The sequence below is a fragment of the Sphingobacterium sp. xlx-96 genome (assembly GCF_011007365.1).
GTDB classification, from domain to species: domain Bacteria; phylum Bacteroidota; class Bacteroidia; order Sphingobacteriales; family Sphingobacteriaceae; genus Sphingobacterium; species Sphingobacterium luzhongxinii.
Window position 1 is genome coordinate 100,808 of record NZ_WFKM01000014.1, and the last position, 15,567, is coordinate 116,374.

At 38.6% G+C, this 15,567-nt stretch carries 16 protein-coding genes, 1 other RNA gene and 1 riboswitch; of the genes, 5 read left to right on the forward strand and 12 right to left on the reverse strand.

What is annotated here, in order from left to right; genetic code table 11:
• Window positions 1-102 precede the first annotated feature (102 nt).
• Genes G7B20_RS17375 through G7B20_RS17385 form a run of 3 tightly spaced genes read right to left on the reverse strand, consistent with a single transcriptional unit; the run spans window position 103 to window position 3,426 of the window.
• Window positions 103-1,278, reverse strand: coding sequence for a glycosyltransferase family 4 protein (locus G7B20_RS17375; protein WP_164112686.1), 1,176 nt, complete (start codon window positions 1,276-1,278; stop codon window positions 103-105).
• Window positions 1,262-2,263: a lysylphosphatidylglycerol synthase transmembrane domain-containing protein gene (locus tag G7B20_RS17380; protein ID WP_164112687.1), complete on the reverse strand. Its 1,002-nt coding sequence runs from the start codon at window positions 2,261-2,263 to the stop codon at window positions 1,262-1,264. Before G7B20_RS17380 ends, G7B20_RS17375 begins: the two co-directional genes overlap by 17 nt.
• On the reverse strand, window positions 2,251-3,426 hold the full coding sequence (locus tag G7B20_RS17385; protein ID WP_164112688.1) for a glycosyltransferase family 4 protein: 1,176 nt from the start codon (window positions 3,424-3,426) through the stop codon (window positions 2,251-2,253). The genes G7B20_RS17380 and G7B20_RS17385 overlap by 13 nt, the downstream gene beginning before the upstream one ends.
• 198 nt (window positions 3,427-3,624) lie before the next feature.
• Between G7B20_RS17385 and G7B20_RS17390 the strand changes: the two genes are divergently transcribed.
• Window positions 3,625-4,608: an endonuclease/exonuclease/phosphatase family protein gene (locus G7B20_RS17390; RefSeq protein ID WP_240452777.1), complete on the forward strand. Its 984-nt coding sequence runs from the start codon at window positions 3,625-3,627 to the stop codon at window positions 4,606-4,608.
• A 111-nt stretch (window positions 4,609-4,719) separates the two neighbouring features.
• Window positions 4,720-5,475: an endonuclease/exonuclease/phosphatase family protein gene (locus tag G7B20_RS17395; protein ID WP_164112689.1), complete on the forward strand. Its 756-nt coding sequence runs from the start codon at window positions 4,720-4,722 to the stop codon at window positions 5,473-5,475.
• Window positions 5,476-5,478: 3 nt separating this feature from the next.
• On the opposite strand, the gene G7B20_RS17400 is transcribed toward G7B20_RS17395, so the two are convergent.
• Window positions 5,479-5,955, reverse strand: a complete 477-nt coding sequence (locus G7B20_RS17400; protein WP_164112690.1) for a copper resistance protein NlpE — start codon at window positions 5,953-5,955, stop codon at window positions 5,479-5,481.
• A 198-nt stretch (window positions 5,956-6,153) separates the two neighbouring features.
• Between G7B20_RS17400 and G7B20_RS17405 the strand changes: the two genes are divergently transcribed.
• Window positions 6,154-6,486, forward strand: coding sequence for a HopJ type III effector protein (locus G7B20_RS17405; RefSeq protein WP_164112691.1), 333 nt, complete (start codon window positions 6,154-6,156; stop codon window positions 6,484-6,486).
• 36 nt (window positions 6,487-6,522) lie between these two features.
• Here G7B20_RS17405 and G7B20_RS17410 read toward each other — a convergent pair whose 3' ends face one another.
• Genes G7B20_RS17410 through G7B20_RS17430 form a run of 5 tightly spaced genes read right to left on the reverse strand, consistent with a single transcriptional unit; the run spans window position 6,523 to window position 9,257 of the window.
• On the reverse strand, window positions 6,523-7,041 hold the full coding sequence (locus G7B20_RS17410) for an SRPBCC family protein (protein WP_164112692.1): 519 nt from the start codon (window positions 7,039-7,041) through the stop codon (window positions 6,523-6,525).
• 54 nt (window positions 7,042-7,095) lie between these two features.
• Window positions 7,096-7,920 carry a VOC family protein gene (locus tag G7B20_RS17415; RefSeq protein WP_164112693.1) on the reverse strand — a complete coding sequence of 275 codons (825 nt, stop codon included), beginning with the start codon at window positions 7,918-7,920 and terminating at the stop codon, window positions 7,096-7,098.
• Window positions 7,917-8,366, reverse strand: a complete 450-nt coding sequence (locus tag G7B20_RS17420) for a VOC family protein (protein ID WP_164112694.1) — start codon at window positions 8,364-8,366, stop codon at window positions 7,917-7,919. Before G7B20_RS17420 ends, G7B20_RS17415 begins: the two co-directional genes overlap by 4 nt.
• 7 nt (window positions 8,367-8,373) lie before the next feature.
• Window positions 8,374-8,874 carry an SRPBCC domain-containing protein gene (locus G7B20_RS17425; protein ID WP_164112695.1) on the reverse strand — a complete coding sequence of 167 codons (501 nt, stop codon included), beginning with the start codon at window positions 8,872-8,874 and terminating at the stop codon, window positions 8,374-8,376.
• Between the two features lie 11 nt (window positions 8,875-8,885).
• Window positions 8,886-9,257, reverse strand: coding sequence for a MauE/DoxX family redox-associated membrane protein (locus G7B20_RS17430; RefSeq protein WP_164112696.1), 372 nt, complete (start codon window positions 9,255-9,257; stop codon window positions 8,886-8,888).
• A 133-nt stretch (window positions 9,258-9,390) separates the two neighbouring features.
• Here G7B20_RS17430 and rnpB point away from each other — a divergent pair.
• Window positions 9,391-9,776, forward strand: an RNA gene (gene rnpB, locus G7B20_RS17435) — RNase P RNA component class A.
• Window positions 9,777-9,949: 173 nt separating this feature from the next.
• Window positions 9,950-11,314 (forward strand): sigma-54-dependent transcriptional regulator, encoded by a 1,365-nt coding sequence (locus G7B20_RS17440; protein ID WP_164112697.1) that lies wholly within the window; start codon window positions 9,950-9,952, stop codon window positions 11,312-11,314.
• A gap of 392 nt (window positions 11,315-11,706) precedes the next feature.
• Here G7B20_RS17440 and G7B20_RS17445 read toward each other — a convergent pair whose 3' ends face one another.
• The 3 genes from G7B20_RS17445 to G7B20_RS17455 form a co-directional block, all read right to left on the reverse strand.
• Complete coding sequence (locus G7B20_RS17445) at window positions 11,707-12,888, reverse strand: homoserine dehydrogenase (RefSeq protein ID WP_164112698.1); 1,182 nt, start codon at window positions 12,886-12,888, stop codon at window positions 11,707-11,709.
• A 43-nt stretch (window positions 12,889-12,931) separates the two neighbouring features.
• Window positions 12,932-14,239 carry an O-acetylhomoserine aminocarboxypropyltransferase/cysteine synthase family protein gene (locus tag G7B20_RS17450; RefSeq protein ID WP_164112699.1) on the reverse strand — a complete coding sequence of 436 codons (1,308 nt, stop codon included), beginning with the start codon at window positions 14,237-14,239 and terminating at the stop codon, window positions 12,932-12,934.
• A gap of 243 nt (window positions 14,240-14,482) precedes the next feature.
• Window positions 14,483-14,597, reverse strand: a riboswitch (SAM riboswitch).
• Window positions 14,598-14,723: 126 nt separating this feature from the next.
• Window positions 14,724-15,539, reverse strand: a complete 816-nt coding sequence (locus G7B20_RS17455) for an AMP nucleosidase (protein WP_164112700.1) — start codon at window positions 15,537-15,539, stop codon at window positions 14,724-14,726.
• Window positions 15,540-15,567: the final 28 nt, after the last annotated feature.

Consider the following 15,567-nt stretch of genomic DNA (forward strand, 5'->3'; position numbering starts at 1 on the left):
CCGCATGAATTCGCTAGCTGGCGGATGACGGAAAAAAACAAATTTGATACATATGAAAAAATTCTTGTCAAATATAGATATACAATAAACAGGCCTTACAAATTACATCTTTCGACAAAGTTCAATAAAAGCAGAGCTATAAGCGCGCGCCATTTTATCCCAACTGTAATGTAACCGGGTATATTCTGTGTAAGGACCAATATGTTTATGAAAAGATTCACTGTCATTGATTAGATCTTGGAGGATTGACGCCCAAGCTACTTCATCTTCTGATGGAAGGAGTAAGCCATTTTTATCATGTTTTATTGCACTGTTTATACCTTCTAAATCAGAAGCTAGGACAAGGGCACCGGCTATAGATGCTTCGAGACAGACTAGTCCAAAGCCTTCCATATCACCTGGAACAGCTATGTTGGGCATGAGAAAGGCCACAGAACCTTTCATTAGTGTTTGTAAATCGTCGAGAGACACTTTGCCGAGATGTACCACTTTTGGGGCTTGTTTGGGGAGCAGTTTTTGGAGCATTTTCTGGTCAGATGGGTATCCTAAAAAAAGCATGCTAAGTGAACGTAGTTTCTTTGGAAATAGTGAGAGGATAAGGTCTTTTATTACTTTTTTGGAAGAATAAGGGCCTAACATCACGAGTTGAAAATCTCCTTTTAAGTGGGGGACAACATGTTGGATTAGCCAGGAAAACCCTTTGCGCTTTACAGGGCGACCGAGCGTTATGAAGTATTTTTTTTGGGGTTGCAACGCCGGATGTCTCTGGTATATGCTATGTGCGTTGTCATGATCTATCAACGGAGGGGTATCAACACCGTTTGGAATAATCTGAATAATTTCTGCCTTTATTCCTCTCTCCAATGCTGCTTTGGCCGTAGCTTCACTTACGGCAAAGATGGCGTCAAAGTTGTTAAAACGGGGAATGATCTTTTTTTGGAAGTAAGATAACGGAAAGACAACATCTAGGCCGTGCAGTGTTGCGGTTTTCTTTACGTGCTTGTACCCTTTGTGGAAGGTAGCAAATGATGCAAGCAGTCCATCGTTGAAATGTAGGATCTGAATGTCAGGATTTGCTTTAAGAAGTTTTTTTATCCGGTCGTTTAATTTGAAGAAGAATATCCAAAGAGGCTCTTTATGATTGTACACAAGCGTGTGTACTTTGAGATAAAGAGCCGTGCCGTTGATTAATTCGTAGCTTTGTTTTTCCATTCCACCTGTTGCAGGAGGTGATTTGTGGCTTATAAATAATACCTCAATATCAGAGTGCTGTTGCATGCTTTATCTCTTTTTTATGAAAAATAGTCATCAGAATACCGACTGCAATCCAGGTCAATTGTCTTAGGCGTCGAAGTATAGAAATCGAAATCCACACGGTAGCTCCTTGAATACCAATTATTGTTAAGGTTATTTTATTAGCGAGTTCTTCAATTCCAATCTGCCCTGGGACAACTGCCCCCATACTTTTGATAACGATAACCGACATATCAAGAACTAGTCCGTGCATAGGTTGTATAGAAATTTCCATGAACGAAAGCAGAAAGTAAAACTCTAGACTTCCAACAATCCAATGTAAAGTAAAGAATAAGTAGGAGTACCAGAATATTTTTTTTTCTTGCTGAAAGCATATTTTTGTGTTATAAAGGGTCGCAATTATGGATGACTTTATTCTATTCCAAATCGAGTTTTTCTGTACTGTTGGTTTTTCTTTTAGGGGTTTTGCCAACCAGATAAATAAAGCGACTTTAATGATGAATAATATGCCTATTGATCCCGCGATCAACAATTTTACTTCTATAGAGAATATATTTTGACGTTGGCTAAGAAGTAGCCATAGCATTGCCATAATGAATAACATTAGCTGTGATAGTGTAGCGGTTATTCTAGAAACTGTAACTGATTTAAGGGCTGTCTCGGAATCTATCTGGTAGGTAGTGAGTAGTTTAGCTTTTAATAGATCGCCCGCTACCACACTGGTTGGATTGAACAGTGCTAACGTTTCACCAATCTGTCGAATAACAAATAACTGAAATAAACCAATATTTTTCTTTTTGTCACCCATGCATACTTGCCAGCCCAGTGTGCCCAAAAGATAGGCAGTAAATGTCAAGAGCAGCATGTAAGTGAATTTAAAACTCACCCGATTAATTTCGTTTATCAAGGTGTTGTAATCCGTATTTATTACAAATAGGGCTATAGATAGGAGAGCGATGATTACTAACGCAGTCTTGCTGAATTTTAGCCAGGTATTTAGTTTGCCCATGCCAAACCAGAGGTATTGCTTTTGATGCTTAATTGTTGTACATCTAGAAAATATTGGTGGGATAATTTATTCCAGTCGAGCTGCGATACGAATTCAAGGCCTTCCCTTATGAATCTTTGTCGCAAAGTGGAGTTGTTGATGATCTTTTCTAGAAAGTAAACATATTCTTGTGCACTTTCGGGAGCACATTTATATCCCGATATACCGTGTACGATCAGCGAGGCGGACCCCCCGCCGTTTGCAATGACACAGGGCAGGCCAGAAGCCATTGCCTCAACGACTACATTTCCGTAGGTCTCTGATGTAGAGGTGAATACAAATGCATCTGCCGAGGCATATAATTTGGAAAGCTGTTCATGATTCTGCTTGCCTAAAAAATGAGCTTTTGGCATTTCTTGCATGGCGATGAACTTGGCAGTTCCTTCTCCCGCTATCATTAGATTATAGTCACGCCCTGATCCTTCTAGAGCTTGATAGATCTCAATTAGCGTCTTTATGTTCTTTTCCCAGACGAGGCGACTTACAAATAGTATGTTTGGGTTTGTATTTCCGGTTATACCCCTCAGGTACGATTTGTCGCTCTTGGAAGGGTTGAATAGATTGCAATCAATACCACGGGGCCAAATCTTTATTTTTTGATGGTCAATTCCGATATTGGAAAGTTCGGTAGCAATGGATTGGGTGGGTACGTAGGTTATCCCACAGCGGTTATAGAAGCTGAGCATTGCCTTCTTTATCCAGTGTTGGGTTGGTTTTACCAATGAGGTCATATTCCTGAAATAGTAATCTATATAGGAAATGAAATGTGTGTGATAAATGGTTAGCACAGGGATACCTCGCTTTTTTGCGTAGTTGAGTGCAAAAAAGCCTAACAATGAGGGGGTAGCTATGTGAATGGTATCTGGACCAAATTCATCCAGGGCCGATTCAAGTTTCGCCTTTATAAAGTGTGGGATTGCTAAGCAGTAATCTTCATTAACCGGAATTCTGAATGAAGGTACTTTGTACGATTTAAAATTACGGAATTGTTCAGGACCATTGCCATAGATAAAGAAATAATCGAATTCGGTATTGTCAATTCGATCTATTAGCTGGAACATAGTGCGTGAAGCACCATCAAAATCTGCTATCAATATTTCTGTAAAGAAGGCTACTTTTCTCATCTCTTAAGCTTTGCCCGTAAAAATATTGCTCATGCATGATGTTAAAGATAAGTTGCGATTAAGATTATGTGAATAATTTATGATTAAATTCTTTTCTGTTCATTTTTTATGCATATACAGCATACGTATAAATAATATTGAAGTCAAGTTGAGTTTACATGAGGGCTCTAATTTTGTATTATATCAGAATCAATAGTTATGTTGTTGTATTTATCTTATGAAAGAAATCGAAAGCAATGGAATATCAGGATTTTAATTCTATCGTTTGTATGTTGTCTAGCATGGTTTCTACAGGCTTTCAGAACAGAGGGGGGGGCGCAAGAAAGGATCTTTGAACCTATCGTTTCTGCACTTCCAGTCGCTAACAGCGGAGAGATGACTATTTTGACGTATAATATTGCCGGACTTCCTGAGTTGCTGTCTAGTGCCAAGACACCTCGTGAATCCAGCATCCAAATGATCGGAAAGAGAATAAATAGTTTTGATCTGGTGAATGTCCAGGAAGACTTCAATTATAATAAGTTTCTTTATGCGGATAATACACATTCTTATCGTACAGCAACTATGGGAGGAGTACCTTTTGGTGACGGTTTAAGCACGCTGTCCAAGTATCCGATTACAAGATTTGAGCGTGTTGCCTGGGCGGATTGTAACGGTGCGGATTGCTTAACTCCTAAAGGGTTTTCTTATGCGAGAGTACAATTGGCTTTGGATGTCTTTTTGGATGTCTATAACGTACATGCTACGGCTCAGGATGATCTTAGGGCTACTGTGGCCAGAAAGCATAACCTTCAACAACTGGCTTCGTTTATTAGAGAACATTCTGATGGTCAGCCGGTTTTGCTTATGGGGGATTTTAATGCGCATTATTCTTTTGAAAGAGAATGGATAAAGGATTTTCAGGAGCATGTGGATGTTGTTGATAGTTGGGTGCTGCTACAGAATAAAGGTGAGTTTCCGGAGATTGATAGCAGTTTTTGTGCAAAGCATGCTCTTAGTGTTTCGGATCATTGTGAGAGCATTGATAAGATTTATTTTAGAAATAGTGAGCATATGGTATTAACACCAAGTGCTTATAAGGTAGAAAGGGCACTTTTTGAAAATGAGTTTGGGGAACAGTTGTCTGATCACTGCGCCGTATCTTTAAAGGTTTCTTGGGAAATACGTAATAGCGTACAATAAAACTCGACGGAATTATCTGAGGAATACTAATTATGTGATCATCAGCGGAATTTATGTATTATTTGAATGGTATATTTCTATAGTGTTGTTGTTTTACTATTCGTGTTTTTCTTGAAATTCAAGAATGCCAAAAAGATATCAATTTGTGCAGAACAACCTCTTCTTGATTTAGATGATTTCCAGAGAGGTGAGCTGCGTGTACTGACTTATAATACCGCTGGACTACCTCAACATATTTCTAGTGCAAGCACTCCGCGCCGAACGAGCATAGCTTTGATCGGTAAATATTTGAATTCATACGATATTGTGAATTTGCAGGAGGATTTCAATTATAATAAATCTTTATACAGCACTACTGAACATCGCTATAAGACTTTACACAAGGGAAGAGTGCCTTTTGGAGATGGATTGAGTACCTTGTCTCGATTTCCTATTGTGGAGTACCGACGTATCCCTTGGACGTCCTGGAATGGCTCGGATTGTTTGACTCCAAAAGGGTTTAGCTATAGTCAGATTCAGCTTTCCAAAAAGATTACAATTGATGTCTATAATCTTCATGCAAATGCCCATGACAATGTTCGGTCTGCGCAGGTCCGTCGAAAGAATTTGGATCAGCTGGCGCGATATATACATGATCATTCTTCTGAAAGGCCATTGTTGGTGATGGGTGACTTTAATGCGCATTACGCCCATGGATTGGATAATCTGTTTGATTTTCTTAAGATCATGTTTCGAAACAGTACCCATTTTAAGTTCGAGCCTACTTTGTATGCTATTGATCGCACTATTTTTAAAGACGATACTAGTCTTCCGCTATCGGATCATTTGGCAGTAATCGTGAACTTAAAATGGGAATGGACTTCTTGAGAACTATTGTTGTACTTTTTTTAACATATAGTTTTCTGCCAGTGTACCGGTGATTTCTTTGCCCTCTGTATCTAACTGTATTAATACATTTTCTCCCACTTTGTATTTAATATCTGTTTCTTTACCTTTCAAGTGTACTGTACCCCCGTTATCATGCCACATGAATTTTCCAGTGTCTGCAACAGTAAGGTTTCGGTCTTGATAAGTGGCTTTATAGGAAAAGGTTTCATCTTGATAGAGTTTAACTTCGGTTTCGATTCCTGGGCAATCTGCACATGGAACCGTGCCTTTGTATGTTCCCATCCAGTCCACAGAATTTTGGGAGTTGTGTTCATCCGGATGAGCGTGATTGTGACCATCGTTGTGGCTGTGGTGATGTCCTGTTGAATCCTGATGTTGTGTGTTTGTTGAGGTGTTCGAATTACAGGCTGTCACAGCCAAAATTGAAAATAGCGCAATCGTAGTAAGTGATTTGTTCATATTTAAAAAAATTGTAAATGATGCTTTATTATAAGAAACCGTTTTTGTTCCTTATTGTTTTATTAACTCGCAAAAGTTACCCTTTAATATTCTTTTCCTAAAATTGAAATCAGATTTTTATTTTATTTTTTCGTGTTATGGATGGCTTGGCGACTCCTTGCTATTGTACGCAAACGTGGATTTACGTAGGTTTGCAGTATGAAAGATATTCAATTATTGGAATTGCTCAAGAACGATGTTCAATTTGAGGATGTTTTAGAACTGATTAAGAATGGCTATGCGTATACACCATCTGCTTTTAAAAACGGAGATCATTACAATGCAGAAAGTGAAAATCAGGGAAGCGCCCGTGTACTTTATGCAGCGTATTTAAATCAGCTAACGGAGCAGGAAACATTGCGTCTTTTTGGAGAACATTTTCGATCTGTATTAAATAATCCAGATGGGAGAGATCATCAAAATATACGCCAATTTTTAAAGCATGGGTGGTCAGGAGTTCGTTTTGAACGTGAAGTACTGACTAGGAAATAGTAAATGTCTTCTTTTAAGTAGGGGGCAATGTGCGGTTTATTTCTCAAGGATTACCTTTAGATTTTTTAATCCTTCGTCAAAATCCTTATTCATATCATAGCATAGCGTCATCAGATTAAAAGGATAAGGCATCTTTCCGTCTATAGCCCATTTGACTTGACTTTGGTTTGGAGCGATAGAGTCAACTTGAATAAAGGACTTGTTCGCTTGGTCTGAACCATTAAAAAATAAATCCATTTCTACACGTTTTCCATCGTCTATTTTGGTTATTACTTGTTTCCCATCACCAACCTTTTTGCTTTTCCAATTATAAGTAAAACCTACTGTGGCATCGGTACCTGTATATTCTTTTTGTATTTGAGGGTCTTGTTTGGACCAGTTGTCGTAATTACCTTGATTTTTTATTTGCTTTACATAATCGAAGACCTCTTGCTGAGGCTTGTTAATGACGATTTCACTACCAGCGTGAAAATCCTTAGGCATTATGGCTGCAACGATCAGAATGATAGCTATCAGACCGAGTATTGTTAATAGAAAATACTTAAAAAACTTCATACGTCAATAGTTTTGTTTTCTCCCTATATACTATACTGGGAGTTTGGTTTGAAATTATTTTAATTCGTTAATTATTATTTTTTTCATTTTCAAAAGCGCTGTTGTAGCTTTTGGGTTTTGTAACATTTTTTCTATCCCTTTTGGGATAACCTGCCAGCTTACTCCATATGGATCTTTGCACCAACCACACATACTTTCTTTTCCTTGGTGCGTAAACGCATTCCAATAATAATCGATATCTTCTTGATTGTCGCAGTGTACAACAAGAGATACACCTTCATTGAAAGCAAAGTTGTGTGCCAACCCTCCATCCATTGCCATTAACAGGAAGTTATTTGCCGAGAATTGAGTATGTTGTACCTTACCAGATAGCTCTCCGTCTTGGTGTCTCAGGATTCCAAACTTATGAAATGTCGGGAATACCGACTGATAGAATTCTACCGCTTCTTCGCATTTGCCATTTTGCTCTTGTGTAAATAGTAAGGTCGGGACTATCTGCTGTCCGATTACGTCCTTTAAATTGCCCAAATAAAGCTGCCAACTAACACCATATCTGTCCTCTAGCCAACCGTAATAATCACTCCATGGATATTTGTCCAGTGCCATCAGTATCTTACCCCCGGGTAATAATTTTTTCCATATCGTATCTATTTCTTCTTTTGTCTCTAAAGTGACCATAAAAGAAATAGCGGGATTAGGTCTAAAGGCCGTCCCTCCGTTTATTCCTGTAAATTTAACTCCCGATAGTGTTGCAGTGGTTACTACTGTGTCACTATGATTGACTTGGCTGTTTGGGAAAGCTGATGCATAAAAATGCATTGCTTCCTTGGCCTCTTTGTCAAACCATAGGGCAATTGATATTTGAGCTTTGTCTTTCATGACTGACTCATTTTATTTTTACCTTCGTAATGAATCATCCAAGAGATTCCAAATTGATCGGTAAAAGAAGCATACAATTCTGCGAAAAATTGTTCTCCTAAAGGCATCTCTATATGTTGGGCATTGACAATCAATGCGTCATATAGTTTTTTAGCTTCTTGAGGTGATTCTACATCTAGCATGATATATGTATTAGTGCCTGGAACGGCTTTATGGCCAAACTGTTCTATACAATCGGATCCCATGAGCATACTGTCTGCATTAATCATTAGCGCGGTATGCATTATTTTGTTTTTGTCTTCTTCTGCGAGAGGGAAGTTGGGATCAGCAGGCATATCACCAAATCGATAAGTGCCTACACCATCCGTGTTAAAGATTGTTCTGTAAAAAGCAAATGCTTGCTCGCAATTGCCGTTAAAATTTAAGTAAGCATGAATCTTTGCCATGTTGTATTTATTTGTTAGTTTGATTAGAAAGGTATTTTTCTAAATTGTCCAATCCGCTCTGAAAGCCTTCTTGGAAGCCCATATCGAGCATATCGTCCATTGCTTTAGTAGAATCGAAGCTGATGAGGTTGGTAACTGTTGTTTCTCTGTTGCCTTGTTCGAATGAGGTGTGCCATTTACTTCCTGGATGCTGACTGTAATTTTTTGCACCGTTTTCGTCACAGAATGCATCTATTCCAATAAAATATTGAAGTGGAGATATTTCTATATATTCGATTAAACTCCATATTTTCTCCCCTTCGGGAGAGACCATCGCATATAACCATCTGCCATCTTGAACAAAATTCATTTCTTTAGTTTCTACTTTCCAGGGCTGCGGAGCCCACCAGTTATCCAACATCGCGGATTGCGTCCACGCTGCCCAAAGGAGCTCTAAGGATGCCTGATATTTAGAAATTACAGTGATTGTATGTTTATTTCTATCAATATCGAATAGGGTATTGCTCATGGTATTTGGTTTTAGTTAAGAAGATTTTTGTATTTTTCTCTCCCTTCGATTATCACCCACATATTAATCAAAAAGATTATTATTGCCATTGGAAGTCCTTCTTGGGCATAAAAGAAATGGTGTAGTAATATTCCAATTATGATGGGGAAGATCATTATTGCGGCTAAGTTTCTGGTCTTAGGGATAATGAATAATAGACCTGCGATAATTTCTATTGTCGCAATTAGAGGCATCAACCATTTGATGGTGCCAAATGCTTCATTTACTTTTCGAAGTTCCTCTGGCATTTCCGGGACAGGAATATACATAAAAAATTTATTGAGCCCTGCATTTATAAAGAGTAGGCCAAATAGTAAGCAAATAATAAATTTTACGATTTTCATGGTCTTCTTCTGTTTATAATCTGATAATTATTTCTTAAAGTTATCAGTGAGATAAAGAAAACAACTTAGCATAAGATAAGTTTTACAATTTTTTAAAATATTTGTCACTAAAAATATGCTACTTTTGCAGGAGAAGCAAACTGGTTCTATCGCTGTTTCGATATTATCGGAAGAGAGGAAAGTCCGGGCAACAAAGAGCAACACGCTTCCTAACGGGAAGGACCCAATTTATTGGGTACAGAAAGTGCCACAGAAAATATACCGCCACGATTTTCGGGGTAAGGGTGAAAACGTGAGGTAAGAGCTCACGGTATTGTATGGCGACATGCATTACGGTAAACCTCGTGTGTTGAAAAACCAAATAGGTTGCAGGAATCGAAGGCTGCTCGTTTTCTCTCGACTTGTCGGGACCTGCAATGGGTAGGTTGATGGACCCCAAGAGTGATCTTGGGGCTAGATAAATGATAGAGATCCCAATACATTGGGATACAGAACCCGGCTTACAAGGTTTGCTTCTTTTTCTCTTTTTATAGTTCTCTTCAGGGGGCTAAATTTTTATGGATTTGTTTTTGGTTTATTTAACATTAATGCGTTCGCTTTACGTGCTGTAACGAACTTTTCTGACCGCTTGAGATTCATTGGAATCCTGAAAGTTTTTTCTTATTTTGCTCGACATTAATTTAAATGTGAATATGGCTACAGTTTTAATAATTGATGATGAACGTCCTATCCGTAGTTCTTTGCGTGATATTTTGGAGTATGAGGATTATAAAGTTTTTGATGTAGACAATGGTATAGATGGTTTAGAGCTTCTTAAAAAGGAAAAGATAGATCTCACACTCTGTGATATCAAGATGAATAAAATGGATGGGATGGAGGTTCTGACTGCTGCTAAGGAATTTTCAGATACGCCATTTATTATGATCTCTGGGCACGGTACGATAGAGACTGCTGTTGAAGCGGCTCGAAAAGGGGCATATGACTTTCTGGAAAAGCCGCTAGACTTAAATCGTTTATTGATTACTGTGCGTAATGCTCTTGAAAAAGGGTCTTTGGTAAAAGAGACAAAGGTTCTTAAGCGTAAAGTTTCTAAAACAAAGGAGATATTGGGAAATTCTGAGGGCATTTCACTCATCAAGGAGAGTATTGAGAAGGTTGCTCCTACAGAAGCGAGGGTACTAATCACAGGCGCCAATGGTTCAGGGAAGGAGTTGGTCGCTCGATGGTTGCATGAGAAATCCAATAGGGCTTCATCTGCACTTGTCGAGGTAAATTGTGCGGCTATACCGTCCGAACTGATCGAATCCGAATTGTTTGGCCATGAAAAAGGGTCATTTACGTCTGCTGTGAAGCAACGTATAGGTAAGTTTGAGCAAGCTAGTGGAGGTACGTTGTTTTTGGATGAGATTGGAGATATGAGCCTGTCTGCCCAAGCAAAAGTATTACGTGCTCTTCAGGAGAATAAAATAACCCGTGTAGGCGGGGAAAAGGAGATCTCCGTGGATGTTCGTGTTGTGGCTGCTACAAACAAGGATCTTTTAAAAGAAATCGATGCGGGTAATTTCAGGATGGACTTGTACCATAGGCTTAGTGTTATTCTAATCCATGTGCCTTCTTTGGCAGATCGTAAGGATGATATCCCTACTTTAGCAACGGCTTTTTGTGAGGAGATCTGTGCGGACTACAATATACCGACTAAAGAGATAACTTCTGAAGCAATGAAAGCACTACAAGCGCTTCCGTGGACGGGTAACATTCGGGAATTACGCAACATGGTAGAGCGTCTTATTATTTTGAGTGATCGTAAGATAACCGAAAAGGAAGTTAGATCTTTTGCAAATCCTTCTATATCTACGCATCATGGATTGGGTGGAGGATCAGCTATGATCGATTTGGATAGAATGAATAATCTAGAAGACTTTTTAACTTTCGCGGAAGAGAAATTTTTGGTATATAAGCTAAATAAAAATGGTGGTGATACGGGGCGAACAGCTAAGCTTTTGGGTATTTCTGAAGATGGGCTTCGTGAACGAGTAAGGAAATATAATATTGTATAATGATTAAAAAAAGGGCATTAGCCCTTTTTTTAATCATTATACTTTCGTTTTTGTTTATTAAATAACATAAATACTACTATAATAAGTAGTACAATTCCTATAATAATAAATACTATAGGTGATTGTTGATCTGAATCAATTCCTGACTGGGCCCACCCCATATTAGAAAGCAACATCAGGAAAAACACACTATGCCATTTTCTCATAATACTAATATAAATCGTTAACCTTTAAATATACTCAATATTGTTGGTTAAAGCAATTGATTTAAAGTTTTTTAACATCTGAGTAATTCCTTTTTTTGGTAGTTAGCGTCTTTTTTGAAGGTCTATTAAAACACAAGAAGGTGTCCTGATCGGGACACCTTCTTCATAATTTTAGGGGCTAATATGTTAAGATATCTCCGCTAAGAAATACCCCGATTGGTTAATTAGTTCTCTTTTGTTAATGATCTCCTGTAGATTGATGTGTCCGATCACGTATTTGTAATCCTCTCCATAAAACCGCTCAGAAATATTTTTGAAAGCTATGTTTTCCAAAACATTTTCATCCTCGTAACGGAAATATACTTTGATATCAAAATTGGTAGAATACGCTAGTTCTTGTGCATTCAGGTGTTTTTTATATTCATAACGATAGTCGTATCTAAGTGCCGTGATATCCGAAAGCACAGCAGATCCTGTAGGGTGACCTCCAGCGCCTTTGCCGTAGAAGAACTGTTCATCTGCGAATGCAGCTTTTACTAATACCCCGTTGTTCTCATTCTCTACATTGAATAACATGCTATCCTTAGAGACGAACTTTGGAATTACATACAATACCACTTCGCTGTTACTTACTTCTTTTGCTAGAGGGATAAGTTTAATTTTGAAGTTCTTCTCTTTAGCGTATCGAATATCAGCTGTGCTAAGCTTGTCTATTCCTAAGTTAAGTATCTTGTTTGGGTCTACAAATAAGCCGTATGCATGCGATGCTACGATTGCTAATTTGAACTTTGGATCATAACCTCCAACATCTAAAGTAGGGTCGGTTTCAGCAAAGCCTAACTCTTGTGCTTTTTTCAGTGCTGTATCGTAACTCTGGTTTTCGTTGAATATCTTGGATAAGATATAGTTAGATGAACCGTTAAAGATACCACTTACCGAATGTAGCAACTCATTGTCGTAGTATTCCTCTAGGTTTCTAATGATTGGAATACTGCCACAGACTGCACCTTCGTATAATAACGATGTGCCGTGCTTTTGTTGCAATGTTGTAAGTTCCTGTAGATGGGTAGCGATCATCTTTTTGTTTGCGGACACTACATTCTTACCGGTTGATAGTGCTTTTTTTGTGATTTCAAATGCAGCATCGGCATCATCGATCAATTCGACTACGGTATTGATTTCGGGATCATCCAATATAGCGCTAGCATCCGTCGAAAAGAGTTCAGCAGGTAAGCTTCGCTCTTTCTGAGCGTTTTTGATAACGAACTTTTTGATTTCTAAATTGAGATTTTTGGTTTTGATGATGTCGTACAACCCTTGTCCTACAACACCAAACCCAAACATACCAATTGTAAGCTTTTTACTCATTTCCCTTTTTTATACTGTGATTTAAGTTTTACTATTTCTTTTGTTATTTTATCTTGTCAAAGGCTTGCTGTAGATCTGCCTTTATATCGTCAATATGCTCGATTCCTACAGATAAGCGTAGTGATCCAGGGTAAACTCCTGCTGCCTTTTGTGCTTCAGCACTTAATTGTTGGTGCGTTGTCGCAGAAGGGTGTATAATTAATGTCTTCGCATCACCAACATTTGCTAAGTGACTGATCAGTTCTAAAGAGTCTATAAACTCATCTGCTTTCTGTGCACCACCCTTTATGGTGAAGGAGAGAACAGCGCCATATCCATTTTTAAGATACTTTTGAGCCAGTAGGTGATGAGGGTGACTTTTTAGCCCTGGATAGCTCACTTCTTCTACTTGTGGGTGTGCTTCTAGCCATTGCGCTATTTCCTGTGTGTTGTCAACATGACGCTGTACACGCAGGGATAACGTTTCTAATCCTTGCACAAGTAAAAATGAGTTGAAAGGGGATAATGCCGGGCCGAAATCTCTCAGTCCTTCTACACGGGCTCTAATCGCGAATTGGATGTTTCCAAAGGGGCCGTCTACACCGAATACATCGGAGAATACTAGACCATGATATCCTTCAGATGGCTCGGAGAATTGTTTGAATTTTCCATTCCCCCAGTTATAGTTACCTCCATCGATGATCACACCTCCTATACTTGTACCATGTCCACCGATCCATTTTGTTGCTGATTCAACGACTACGTTGGCACCATGTTCAAGTGGTTTGAATAAATATCCACCAGCTCCAAAAGTATTGTCTACAATTAATGGCAAGTCGTATTTGCGTGCTACAGTAGCAATTTTTTCGAAATCAGGAATGTTGTAGCTCGGATTACCAATTGTCTCAACGTATATCGCTTTTGTTTTATCGTCTATTAACTTTTCTATGTTTTCGGCATCGGTATTAGCTGCAAACCTAGCCTCAATGCCCAGTCTTTTGAAGGATACTTTGAATTGGTTATAGGTACCCCCATAAAGATTTGCGCTAGATACGAAGTTCTCTCCACTTTCTAAAATATTTGTTAGTGCAATAAATTGCGCTGCTTGACCTGAGGCTACTGCTACTGCTGCTACACCACCTTCTAATGCTGCGATCCTTTTTTCGAAAACGTCGGTCGTAGGATTCATAATACGGGTGTAAATATTTCCAAACTGCTTCAACGCAAATAGGTTTGCTCCATGTTCTGCATTTTCAAATACAAAAGATGAGGTTTGGTAGATAGGTAACGCGCGGGATCCTGTCGTAGGATCTACTTCTTGTCCTGCATGCACCTGTAATGTTTCGAAATTTAAACTTTTATTATTAGCCATTTTTATTTTTTTTTGCTGTAAGATATTATGTGGAAATGCGAAAGAAATTTGGTTTTTGGTCGTCATTTATAGTGTCAATTGCATATCACCTTATTATTCGGGACTGCAATAGATACTGACGACTAGCGCATTCGGGTAGAGATACAACTGATATTGGTTGTATAAAAGGAGATTTTGCGAGTAGGTTTACTATTCGCAACAATTGCTAATTGTCTTGTGAAATTTAATGTCATCGTCTTTTTTCATTTATATGCTCCAAAGATTTATTTCTTTGGACAGGAATTGGCACCTTTTCAAATCTTTTTTGAAGGTTGCCAGCGGGTCATTGAGCCAGTCTCTCGCCGCTTCTTTATAAACCAAGACCTATACTAGAAAGGTGTTGATTAGATACACTATCTATCGATAGTGCAGCGCAAATATAATACAAACTTTTAAATAACAAAAAAAATAGGACAAGTTTCTGCGAACTGTTGTAGTCAAGCCCTTAAAACTTCAGGTGCTTGACTGTTAGTCCATTGTTTATAAGTTGCTTTAATGCGGCGATACCAATAGTTAAGTGGGTTTCGACAAACTTTGCGGTAACCGATAGATCGCTTTCAATTGTTTTAACGCCTTCTGGAATCATTGGTTGATCCGAAACGAGTAAGAGTGCTCCTGTAGGGATTTTGTTTGCAAAACCCACGCTGAAAATGGTCGCGGTCTCCATATCTACGGCCATGACACGTATAGTCTTTAAGTATTTTTTAAAAGCTTTATCGTGCTCCCATACCCGCCTATTTGTAGTATAAACCGTTCCTGTCCAATAGTCTCTGGCATGATCCCGAATTGTAGTGGATATTGCTTTTTGCAGTGCGAATGCGGGTAGGGAAGGCACTTCTGGTGGAAAATAATCATTTGAAGTTCCTTCTCCCCGAATAGCAGCAATTGGCAGTATTAATTCGCCCACAGCAATTTTCTTTTTTAATCCACCTGTTTTTCCTAGAAATAGGACAGCTTTGGGTTTAATTGACGATAACAGATCCATTACTGTGGCAGCCATAGGGCTTCCCATGCCAAAGTTGATGATGGTTATCCCGTTGGCGGTGCATGCTTGCATGGCCTTGTCTTCGCCGTAAACAGGGGCATCTTCATGCATAGCAGAGAACATCTTAACATATTTAGAGAAATTTGTCAAGAGGATATACTCGCCAAACTCTTCTAAAGGTTTGCCTGTGTAACGGGGCAACCAATTTGAAACAATATCTTCTTTTGATTTGAGTCCAGGTGTTATTGGAGTCTCTACAGATTTAGTTTTTTTCATGTTCCGTGGTTTTTAATTAAAAAATAAT